Annotated in this window: 11 protein-coding genes; 2 read left to right on the forward strand and 9 right to left on the reverse strand. The window is 68.4% G+C overall.

The features are described 5' to 3' along the window. Positions 1 to 16: 16 nt before the first annotated feature. The 8 genes from RBT54_RS02925 to atpD are packed head-to-tail and all read right to left on the reverse strand — an operon-like array spanning position 17 to position 5,909. Positions 17 to 1,618, reverse strand: coding sequence for an alternate F1F0 ATPase, F1 subunit alpha (locus RBT54_RS02925; protein ID WP_320363921.1), 1,602 nt, complete (start codon positions 1,616 to 1,618; stop codon positions 17 to 19). Further along, entirely contained in the window at positions 1,615 to 2,388 is a 774-nt protein-coding gene (locus tag RBT54_RS02930) for a F0F1 ATP synthase subunit delta (protein WP_320363923.1), read from the reverse strand. Before RBT54_RS02930 ends, RBT54_RS02925 begins: the two co-directional genes overlap by 4 nt. 3 nt (positions 2,389 to 2,391) lie before the next feature. After that, entirely contained in the window at positions 2,392 to 2,682 is a 291-nt protein-coding gene (locus tag RBT54_RS02935; RefSeq protein ID WP_320363925.1) for a F0F1 ATP synthase subunit C, read from the reverse strand. Between the two features lie 41 nt (positions 2,683 to 2,723). Then, positions 2,724 to 3,428: a F0F1 ATP synthase subunit A gene (locus RBT54_RS02940; protein ID WP_320363927.1), complete on the reverse strand. Its 705-nt coding sequence runs from the start codon at positions 3,426 to 3,428 to the stop codon at positions 2,724 to 2,726. Then, on the reverse strand, positions 3,419 to 3,727 hold the full coding sequence (locus RBT54_RS02945; protein ID WP_320363929.1) for an ATP synthase subunit I: 309 nt from the start codon (positions 3,725 to 3,727) through the stop codon (positions 3,419 to 3,421). The genes RBT54_RS02940 and RBT54_RS02945 overlap by 10 nt, the downstream gene beginning before the upstream one ends. After that, positions 3,720 to 4,067, reverse strand: coding sequence for an AtpZ/AtpI family protein (locus RBT54_RS02950; protein ID WP_320363931.1), 348 nt, complete (start codon positions 4,065 to 4,067; stop codon positions 3,720 to 3,722). The genes RBT54_RS02945 and RBT54_RS02950 overlap by 8 nt, the downstream gene beginning before the upstream one ends. Beyond that, positions 4,064 to 4,468, reverse strand: coding sequence for a F0F1 ATP synthase subunit epsilon (locus RBT54_RS02955; protein ID WP_320363933.1), 405 nt, complete (start codon positions 4,466 to 4,468; stop codon positions 4,064 to 4,066). The genes RBT54_RS02950 and RBT54_RS02955 overlap by 4 nt, the downstream gene beginning before the upstream one ends. Continuing rightward, a complete protein-coding gene (gene atpD / locus RBT54_RS02960) occupies positions 4,449 to 5,909 on the reverse strand; it encodes a F0F1 ATP synthase subunit beta (RefSeq protein WP_320363934.1) in 1,461 nt (486 codons plus the stop codon). Before atpD ends, RBT54_RS02955 begins: the two co-directional genes overlap by 20 nt. A 307-nt stretch (positions 5,910 to 6,216) precedes the next feature. Between atpD and RBT54_RS02965 the strand changes: the two genes are divergently transcribed. Beyond that, the gene (locus RBT54_RS02965; RefSeq protein ID WP_320363936.1) at positions 6,217 to 6,684 is read left to right on the forward strand and encodes a hemerythrin domain-containing protein; all 468 of its coding nucleotides are present in this window, start codon (positions 6,217 to 6,219) and stop codon (positions 6,682 to 6,684) included. Positions 6,685 to 6,781: 97 nt separating this feature from the next. Then, entirely contained in the window at positions 6,782 to 9,706 is a 2,925-nt protein-coding gene (locus RBT54_RS02970) for a cation-translocating P-type ATPase (RefSeq protein WP_320363938.1), read from the forward strand. Here the strand turns inward: RBT54_RS02970 and RBT54_RS02975 are convergent. Further along, positions 9,603 to 9,992, reverse strand: a complete 390-nt coding sequence (locus RBT54_RS02975) for a type II toxin-antitoxin system Phd/YefM family antitoxin (protein WP_320363939.1) — start codon at positions 9,990 to 9,992, stop codon at positions 9,603 to 9,605. The genes RBT54_RS02970 and RBT54_RS02975 overlap by 104 nt on opposite strands. Positions 9,993 to 10,308 lie beyond the last annotated feature (316 nt).

Here is a 10,308-nt window from a genome sequence, read left to right on the forward strand (position 1 = left end):
AGTGGGACGAAAACTGTCATGTCGTTGGATCAGGCGTTGCTTCTGGCGCACCAGAAGCCCGTGGCGGACTTGGCGGCGCCCGCGCGAGGAAGGTGGCGAGCGCCTGGCGGGCGGCTTCGGTGACCTGCTCACGGTCGGCCTCGCTCAGTACGTCGGCATCGGTCAGGCGCTCGACGAGGGCATCGGGCAGCCCATTGGCCGCCGCCTCCACGCGCTGCTGCGCGGCGGCCATGTGCGCCAGCGGCACCGGATCGAACAGCGCCGCGTTCAATGCGAGGAGGATGGCGACCTGCGCCGGCACCGAAACCGGCGCGAACTCCGACTGGCCCAGGCAGGCGCGGATGCGCTGGCCGTGTGCGATGGACTGGCGTGTCTCCTCGTCGAGCCGGGCGCCGAAGCGGGCAAAGGTTTCGAGCTCCTCGAACTGTGCATAGGCCAGCTTGAGGTCTCCCGCCACCGCACGGTAGGCCGCGCGCTGCGCCTTGCCGCCCACACGCGAGACCGACTGGCCGACATCGACGGCCGGCAGCACGCCCAGTGCGAACAGCGAGGGCGACAGCACGATCTGCCCATCGGTGATCGAGATCAGGTTGGTCGGGATGTAGGCCGAGATATTCTGCGCCTCGGTCTCGATGATGGGCAGCGCCGTCATGGACCCACCGCCGCGCGCGTCGTTCAGGTGGGTGGCGCGCTCCAGCATGCGCGAATGGATGTAGAAGATGTCGCCCGGAAAGGCCTCGCGTCCCGGCGGTCGCCGCAAGAGCAGCGACAGCTCGCGGTAGGCGCGGGCGTGGTGGGTGAGGTCGTCGTAGACGATGAGCACATCGCGACCCGCCTCCATGAAGTGCTCGGCGATGCTGGTGGCGGCGTAGGGCGCGATGTAGGCCAGGCCGGGTGGATCATTGCCTTCGGCGACCACCACCACCGTGTAGCCCAGCGCCCCCTTCGCGCGCAGGTTCGCCACCGCCTTGGCCACCGCCGACGCACGCTGGCCAATCGCGCAATAGACGCACAGCACGTCCTTGCCGCGCTGGTTGAAGATGGCGTCGATGGCGATCGCCGTCTTGCCGGTCTGGCGGTCGCCCAGGATCAGCTCGCGCTGGCCGCGGCCAATGGGAATCAGCGCATCGATGACCTTGAGGCCGGTCTGCAGCGGCTCGGTCACCGGGGCGCGGTCCATGATGGCCGCTGCCGGCCGCTCGATGGGCAGGCGCTTGCCGGTCGCCACGGGCCCCGCGCCGTCCAGTGGCCGACCCAGCGGGTCGATCACGCGTCCCAGCAGCGCATCACCCACGGCCACGTCCATCACGCGACCGGTGCGCTCGACCTCCTGGCCGGCGTGCACGTGGGCATGATCGCCCAGCAGCACGACGTCGACACCGTCCTCGTCGAGGTTGAACGCAATGCCCGACAGGCCGCCGGGGAACTCGATCAGTTCCTCGAAGCCCACGTGCGGCAGCCCCCGCACGCGTGCGATGCCGGTGGAGACGCTGGCCACCGTGCCCACCTCGCGCGGCACCAGTTGTGCCTGGAAGGCCTGCAGGCGCTCGCGGATGCCGGCGAAGGCGTCGTCCACCGCGCCTTGCAGCGTCATTGGGTTGGAGAGAGGGGTGCTCACGCGGCCTCCGTCGCGCCGAGCCGCGCCTGCAGGCCGGATGACAAGGCATCGAGGTAGTCCGAAATGCTCCACGCCAGCTTCAGTCCCTGCGCGCTGAGCTCGATGCCGCTGACCAGCTCGGGCGCGGTTTCGAATGCGAGCGCAATCGGCTGACCGAAGCGTTCGTCCACCGCCTCCCGTAGCGCAGTCCGCTGCGCCGCAGGCAGCTCGAATGCGCTGCGCAGCAGGGCCGGCTCGCGCTCCGGGCTGGCCTTCAGCGCCTCACCCAGTGCGGCCAGCGCCTCGCCATCGGCGGATTGCAGACGCTGAATGAACACCTCGCACGCCCGCTGCTCCAGGCTCACCGCGGCAAGGTCGGCCAGTACCCGGCGTGAGATGTCGAGCACCTGGTCCTGCGTCTGGCGGGTCAGTGCGTTGCGCAGATGCAGCGCGTCGGCCAGCAGCGCCTTGGCGCGCGCGGCGCTTGCCGCGTCGGCGGCCGCGCGGGCTTCGGCCTGCAGGCGTTCGCGCTCCGCCTTCGCGGCGTCCCTGGCCTGTTGCAGCAAGCCGGCGCGCTGCTCGTCGAAAGCCTCGTTCTTCTGCTGGAAGATGTCTTGCTGCTGCTTCGCCTCGGCCTGGGTGGTGGCCGCGTGCGCCAGCGCCGCGGCAATCTTCTGCTCGCGGGCGGCGATGGCGTCCAGCACCGGCTGGTACAGGAAGCGCTTCATCAACCACACCAGGATGAGGAAGTTCAAGACCTGCGCGCCGACGGTGAACCAGTCGATCAGCACGGTCTACTTTCCCGCCGCCTGGGAGGCGGCTTCCAGTGCAGCATTCCAGAAAGGATTGGCGAAGATCAGGATCATCGACACCACGAAGCAGTAGATGGCGGTGGATTCGATCATCGCCAGGCCGACGAAGAGCGTGCGGGTGATGGTGGCCGAGGCATCGGGCTGCTGGGCCAGCGACGTCAGCGCCACCGCCACCGCCTTGCCCTCGGCGAGCGCCGGCCCCATGGTGCCGAAGCCGGTGGTCAGGCCGGCCATGACGATGGAGGCGACGGCGATCCAGGTGAGAGAGTCCATGAGCTGTCCTTGAAGTGAGCGATCGGAGAGGGTGGGGCGACTCAGGTCGCCGCCGTCGGGGGTGGCTTCGGCTTTGTGCTGCCCGCGCTGCTTGTCGCTGCCGCGATGTACACCGCCGCCAGGATGGTGAAGATGTAGGCCTGCACCATACCGGTCAGCAGGCCCAGCACCGTCATCACGATGGGGAAGGCGAAGGGCGTGATCGAGAGCAGGATGGCGATGATCATGGCTCCGCTCATCATGTTGCCGAACAGACGCACGGCCAGCGCCAGCGTGCGCGAGACCTCGCTGATCAGGTTGAAGGGCAGCATGATCGGCGTCGGCTGCACATACGACTTGAGGTAGGCCGCAAGCCCCCGGCCAGAGATGCCGAACAGCGGCACCGCCACCAGCACGCACAGCGCCAGCGCCGCGGTGGTCGACAGCGACGCGGTGGGCGGCTCAAAGCCGGGAACGACCGTGGCCAGCGCCGCGGCGGCGACGAACAGGAACAGGGTGCCGAGGAAGCCGAGGTAGCGGCGGGGCGCCTTCAGCCCCACATCCTGGATCTGGCCCACGATGGCGATGACGACGATCTCGAGCAGGTTCTGCCAGCGCGAGCGTTCGTGGCCGGTGGCGAGATTGCGTGTGATGAGTGCGGCACCCAACACCAGCACCGCCATCAGCGCCCAGGTGAACACGATGGTGGCGTTCAGCTTGATGAAGCCGTACTGCCAGAAGATCCAGGCGTCGGGGGTCAGGCGCATGGGGGTACCTGCGCGCAAGAGAGCGGTCGCGTCATGCGCAGGACGACGGCGCGCGCGAGCACAAAGCCGAGCAGGCACAGCCCCATCCGCGCCGGCTGGCCGTCACCGACGACGTAAAACCCCGCCACGACGAAGGCGGTGCGAAGGACCAGGCTGCCGAGGAACCAGCGCGCAGGCGTCGGTGACACGGCGCCACGGCGCACCGTCCACCACAGGCCACCAAAAAACACGGCGCCCAGCACGCCACCCGCCAGCAGCGCGCCCGCCCACACCAGGAGCCCACTGCCGTCGTCAGGCATCGTCGTCGTCCTGCTCGTCGCGCATCGCCCGGTCTTCTTTCGACACCCACTGCCAGGCGTTCAGGCAGCCGAGGGTCAGCCCCGCCATCAGAAGGGCCAGCGTCCACGAGCGGCCGCCCGGATAGCGCTGATCGAGCCACAGGCCGAGCGCAGCGCCCAGCAGCGTGGGCACGGCCACCGACCAGCCGATCAAGCCCATCATGCCGACGCCGAACCAGACGCCGGGCGTGCCGCTGCGGCGGGCCTTGAGCTTGCGTGCCGCCCGGGCTCCCACCTGTTCAGCCAGGCTCGGGTCGGCCGGCGGCGGCCCTGCGCGCTTGGATTTCGGGTCCGGAGTCATGACGGACGGTCCAGCATCGACGCGAACCGGCGCATGAAGCCGGTCTCCAGTTGAGCCATCGCGGTGCGCATGGCTTCTTCTTGCGCGTCCAGCTTCAGGAACTCCTGCTCGACCGCTTCGCGCAGGCGGGCGAGGTCGTCGCCGCGCAGGGCGCGCCGCACAGAGATCACGACATCGGGCCCGGTCTTGACCAGCACGCCCTCGTCCACCGCCAGGAAGACCTCGCCCCGGGATGCGGTCTCGAAGCTGAGGATGCCGGGCACCAGGGCCGCGACGCAGTCCAGCCGCTGCGGCAGCAGGCCGAAGGAGCCCTGCGCCGTCTCGACGACGACGCTGGTCACATCCTGCTCGCGGGAAAAAATCTCGAAGGGAAGCAGCACCTCAAGCGTCATCGAGCGCATGAGCGTCCTCCCTGGCGGGTTGCGGCGTGGGCTCGGGCCTTGATTTCGCCTTCGCCTTGGCCCTCGCTTCATCGACCGCGCCGATCATGTACAGCGCGCGCTCGGGCAGGTCCTCGAACTCGTCGGCGAGGATGCGTTCGCAGCCGTCCAGCGCATCGTGCAGGCTGACGAGCTTGCCGGTGAGGCTGGTGAACTGCTCGGTGGTGAAGAAGGGCTGCGTGAGGAAGCGCTCCAGCCGGCGCGCGCGCGCCACCACCTTGCGGTCCTCGGGCGACAGTTGCTCGAGCCCTAGCATCGCGATGATGTCCTTCAGTTCGGCGTATTGGGCCAGCGTGCGGCGGATGGCCTGCGCCAGCGCGTAGTGACGCTCGCCGACGATGCCCGGCGTGATCATCTTCGAGCTCGACTGCAGCGGGTCGATGGCCGGGAACAAGCCCTCGCTGGCGCGCTTGCGCGACAGCACGATCGACGCCGACAGGTGCGAGAAGGTGTGGACCGCGGCCGGGTCGGTGAAGTCGTCGGCCGGCACGTACACCGCCTGGATCGAGGTGATGGCGCCGCTGTCGGTGTTGGCGATGCGCTCTTCCAGTGCAGCCAGTTCGGTGCCCATGGTGGGCTGGTAACCCAGGCGCGAGGGCATCTGACCCATCAGGCCCGAGACTTCGGCGCCGGCCTGGATGAAGCGGAAGATGTTGTCGACCAGCAGCAGCACGTCGCGCTGCTCGTCGTCCCGAAAGTACTCGGCCATGGTCAGCGCCGCGTGGCCGACGCGAAAGCGTGCCCCGGGCGGCTCGTTCATCTGCGCGAAGATCATCACCATGTGCGGCAGCACGCCGGCGGCCTTCATCTCGCGGTGTAGCTCCTCGCCTTCGCGCGAACGTTCGCCGATGCCACAGAAGATGCTCACGCCTTCCTGGTGGCCGACCATGTTGTGGATCATCTCGGTCAGCAGCACCGTTTTGCCCACACCGGCGCCGCCGAACAGGCCGGCCTTGCCGCCGCGCTCCAGCGGGGTAAGCACGTCGATGGCCTTGATGCCGGTCTCGAACACCTCGGACTTGGTCGAGCGGCGCACCAGTGGCGGTGGCGCGCGGTGCACCGAGCGCCACTGCACCCCATCCAGCCCGGGCTCGCCGTCGATCGTGTTGCCGAAGACGTCGAGCATGCGCGCCAGGATGGGCTTGCCCACGGGTGCTTGCAGCGGCCCGCCGGTGTCCTCCACGGCCATGCCGCGCGCCAAACCCTGGGTGGGCGTCAGCGCGATACCACGGACGTGGCGCGCATCGCGCTGCGCCAGCACCTCGATGACGACACCGCCGTCATCGCCGGCGCGCAACATGGAATGGATGTCGGGCAATTTACCGTTGAAGCGCACGTCCACCACACTGCCGCGGACCATTACGACGACGCCGGCCTGTTGCCCTGTGGGGTCTCGGTTCATGCGGACGGGCCTTGGTCTGACCGGTGGTACACCGGGGATGTCTGTCGTGGCATGCAGCAAATTGCGCACGCCACGCACCCTGAACCGGCACGGCAAGCTGCAACCGGCTCAAGGGTTAAAAAGAGCTTTGCGCAGCCCGCCTGAAATCGTCGGTGCGCCGGCACACAGACGCCGTACCGACAGGCGCCCACCTTGAAAACCTCGGTGCCGCGCACGCCGACAGGCGCACCCCAGCGCCGTGCCGCGAGCCGACCATCCCGACCTCACGCCCATCCGCAACGTTCACTGAAACCCCGAGGAGCAGATCATGAAATTCACGATTCCCCTGCCGCTGCAACACGAGCATCAGGCCCTGCACGAGCAACTGCGCCTGGCCGGACAAGCCGACGGCGAAGTCGGCGAAGCGGCCAGGGCGCTGGCCAAGCTGATGCACCCGCACTTCGTCAAGGAAGACCAGTTCGCGCTGCCGCCGCTGGGGCTGCTCGCGCCGCTGGCGCGCGGCGAATGGAGTGCCGGGATGGCCGACGTGCTGACGCTGACCGACCAACTCGAGGCCGAGCTGCCGCAGATGCTCGCCGAACACCAGGGCATCGTCGCCGCGCTGGGCACCTTGCGCGATGCCGCCGCGCGATCGGGCTGCAGCGACATCGTCGCCTTCGCCGAAGCCTTGACCGAACACGCGCGCACCGAGGAGGAGGTGATGTACCCGGCGGCGGTGCTGGTCGGCCAGTTGGTGCGCCAGCGCCTGGGCGTGGACGAGCCGGCGCCAGGCTGACCTTGCGCACAGGGGCTCCTCTCCAGTTTTGCGAACGTCTTCCGTACATCATGGTTGAGCGCTCGAACGCCATGCCTCGTCAAACCACGGACTTGCCGTGCCCCCGCCCGACCCGTCGCTGATCGACATCGCCGATCTGGCGGTGGCGCTCGGGACCGACCTGGACCGCGGTCTCGACGCCGCCGAGGCGGCCACCCGCCTGCGCGCGGACGGCCCCAACGAATTGCGCGCGCTGCCCCCCGTGCCCGCCTGGCGGCGGGCGCTGGCGCAGCTGCAGGACCCGCTGGTGTACCTGCTCGGTGCCGCGGCGGCGGTGGCTCTGGCGGCCTGGTGGTTCGAAGGCCGCTGCCGTGACGGCGTGGCCGGCTGGCCGCTGGACGCCATCGTCATTGCCGGTGTGGTGGTGCTGAACGCCGTGCTGGGCTGGCTGCAGGAGGCCAAGGCGGCGAAGGCGGTGGCGGCGCTGGCGAAGATGACCACCGCCACATCGGCCGTACTGCGCGACGGCGCCGTTGCCCGTGTGCCCAGCGCCGAGCTCGTCAAGGGCGACGTGCTCGTGCTCGCCGAGGGCGACGCCGTGGGCGCCGATGCGCGCCTGGCACAGGCGGCGGCCTTGAAGCTGCTGGAGGCGCCGTTGACGGGCGAGAGCGAGCCGGTGCTAAAGGATGCGGTCGCGCTGCCGGCGACGACGGCGCTGGGCGATCGCCTGAACATGGTCTTCAAGGGCACAGCGGTCGCGCAGGGCTCCGGGCGCGCCATCGTCACCGCCACCGGCATGCAGACCGAGATGGGCGGCATCGCCACCCTGCTGGACACCACGCCCGACGCGCCGACGCCGCTGCAGGTCGAGATCGCGCATCTGGGCAAGGTGCTGGGCATCGCGGCCCTGGTAATCGCTGCCGTTGTGGTGGCCACGATCCTGCTCATCTCGGACATCCATGGCGTGGCCGATGTCGTCACGGTGCTGCTGCTGGGTGTGTCGCTGGCCGTGGCCGCGGTGCCCGAGGGCCTGCTGGCGATCCTGTCGGTGGTGCTCGCGATGGGCGTGCGCCGCATGGCGCGCCACCACGCCATCGTCAAGAAGCTGGCTTCGGTCGAGACGCTCGGGTCGGCGTCCGTCATCGCGTCGGACAAGACCGGCACCTTGACGCGCGGCGAGATGACGGTGCAGCGGGTGATGACGGCCTCGGGGCGAACCGACATCACCGGCGTGGGTTATGCCCCCGAGGGGCGCGCCGAGGCGGCCGGCGCCGAACTGCCCGAAGGCGCGCTGCGCGCCGAGTTGCAGGCGGTGCTGCGCGGCGGCAGCCTGGCCGGCAATGCCCAACTGCAACAGGACGACAGCGGCGCCTGGACGATCCAGGGCGACCCGACCGAGGCGGCTTTCCTGGTGGCCGAACGCAAGCTGGGCCACCAGGAAAGTGCAGCCGAGTCCGCACCCGAGTGGAGCGAACGCTTCGAGCGCATCGGCGAGATCCCCTTCACCTCGCAACGCAAGATGATGTCGGTGCTCGTGGTGGACCATGCCGATGGCGATGCGCATGTGCTGCTGTCCAAGGGCGCGCCCGATGTGCTGCTGGCGCATTGCACCCACGCCCGCCGCGGCGAGGCGACCGTGGTGCTCGATGCCGCCCTGCGCGCGCAGGTGCTGGCCGACGTGGCCGCGATGACCGGAGATGCGCTGCGCACGCTGGCCGTGGCGCGCCGCTCGCTGGCGGCCGATGCACAGATCCCGGCCGATGCTTCTGCCGCGGCTGCGCTCGAGCAGGAACTGGAATACCTCGGCACCGTGGGCATCATCGACCCGCCGCGCGAAGAGGCGGCCGTGGCCATTACCCAGGCCCGCCAGGCCGGCATCCGCGTGGTCATGATCACCGGCGACCACCCGCGCACCGCGGCGCGCATTGCGGCCGATCTGGGCATCGTGGACGCGGGTGCGCAGGTGCTCACCGGCATCGAACTCGACAAGCTGGACGAGGCCGCCTTCACCGCCGCCGCGCTGCAGACCTCGGTATTTGCCCGCGTGGCACCCAGGCACAAGCTGCGTATCGTGCGTGCGCTGCAGGGCGGTGGCAACGTAGTGGCGATGACGGGCGACGGCGTCAACGACGCCCCGGCGCTCAAGGCGGCCGACATCGGCGTGGCGATGGGAATAGCGGGCACCGAGGTCACCAAGGAGGCGGCCCGCATGATCCTGGCCGACGACAACTTCGCCACCATCGTGCTGGCGGTGCGCGAGGGCCGTGGCGTGCTCGACAACATCCGCAAGTTCTTGCGCTACCTGCTGTCGTCGAACCTGGCCGAGGTGTTGACGGTGTTCGCCGGCGTGGTGGGAGCCGGTGTCATTGGCCTGAAGGCCACCGCGACCGGCGCGGGCGGCGCGGTGGTGCTGCCGCTGCTGGCCACGCAGATCCTGTGGATCAACCTGATCACCGACACGGGGCCCGCGCTGGCCATGGGCGTGGACCCGATCGCCGATGACGTCATGGCCCGCAAGCCGCGCCGGCGCGGCCAGCGCATCATCGATGCGAGCATGGGGCTTGGCGTGCTCGAGGCCGGCGTCGTCATGGCGGTGCTGACCCTGCTGACGCTGGACCTGTTCCTGCCCGGCGGGCTGATCGAACCGGTCGAAAGCTGGCTGGGCGCCGGCCCGCACAGCCTGGAACTGGCGCGCACCGCCGCATTCACGGTGCTGGTGCTGACGCAGTTGTTCAACTGCTTCAACGCGCGCTCGGCATCCGCATCGGCGTTCCGGGCGGCGTTTTCGAACCGCTGGCTGTGGGCCGCAGTGGCCTTGTCGGCTGCGCTGCAGGTGGCCGTCGTGCACCTGCCCTTCCTGAACCTGGCCTTCGGCACCGTGCCGCTCTCGGCGGCGCAGTGGTGCGTGTGCGTGGCGATGGCCAGTGGGGTGCTGTGGTTCAGCGAGGGGCGAAAGCTGCTGCGCCGGCGCTGGACCCGGCGGGCACCAGCGCCGCTGGAGCCTCCGGCCAGCCACCGACCACGAGAACAAGGCCGGCCATAGGCTTGAGCTTCTCAGCGGCCGCTTCCTGGTTGCCCAACGCGAGGATTTTGAGCACAGCCAACGTTTCTTGTGTCTCCTCCAACGAGGCTGCATCCTTAGGTTCTGCTTTCGCCTCGCCGTTCTGGGTGATCACGAACGGCTCCCTTGTCTCCGTGAAGCGTGCCATCACCTCCGCTGCGTTGGCTTTGAGGCCGCTGATGGGCTCGACTCGAGGGTATGCAGCGGGAGCAGATGTGCATTGCGTGGAGGGATGTACGGCAGGCAGGTGCCGCGCCGATGGGGGCAACAGGAAGTTTTATTGAATTTCTGTTGACCTCTGGTTTCCAGTCTCTATAATTCGCGCCTTCTCTTGAAGCACGAGTCGCTGCGAAAAGATTCAGCTTTCAAGGAAAGAAGAAGTTTTCTTTTTGTGCTGTGCAAAAGTTAAATGCGCAACGCCAAAAAGCTTACGAGCAGACGATAACCAACAAGGTCTGCGGTTCTTTAAAAAATTGAACAATCGATAAGTGTGGGTGCTTGGTGGTTGTGGTCGAGAGTGGCTTTGGTTGCTCTGGTTTCACAATGATTAGGTGCTCATGCTGATGTAAGTCAGTTATTTGAGT

Origin of the sequence: Thauera sp., from assembly GCF_034003485.1 — a bacterium.
Lineage (GTDB): Bacteria > Pseudomonadota > Gammaproteobacteria > Burkholderiales > Rhodocyclaceae > Thauera.

Coding starts and splice junctions, on each gene's coding strand:
- RBT54_RS02940 (WP_320363927.1), bottom strand. CDS start 3,428: ATGCGCCTGACCCCCGACGCCTGGATCTTCTGGCAGTACGGCTTCATC.
- RBT54_RS02965 (WP_320363936.1), top strand. CDS start 6,217: ATGAAATTCACGATTCCCCTGCCGCTGCAACACGAGCATCAGGCCCTG.
- atpD (WP_320363934.1), bottom strand. CDS start 5,909: ATGAACCGAGACCCCACAGGGCAACAGGCCGGCGTCGTCGTAATGGTC.
- RBT54_RS02950 (WP_320363931.1), bottom strand. CDS start 4,067: ATGACTCCGGACCCGAAATCCAAGCGCGCAGGGCCGCCGCCGGCCGAC.
- RBT54_RS02945 (WP_320363929.1), bottom strand. CDS start 3,727: ATGCCTGACGACGGCAGTGGGCTCCTGGTGTGGGCGGGCGCGCTGCTG.
- RBT54_RS02955 (WP_320363933.1), bottom strand. CDS start 4,468: ATGCGCTCGATGACGCTTGAGGTGCTGCTTCCCTTCGAGATTTTTTCC.
- RBT54_RS02935 (WP_320363925.1), bottom strand. CDS start 2,682: ATGGACTCTCTCACCTGGATCGCCGTCGCCTCCATCGTCATGGCCGGC.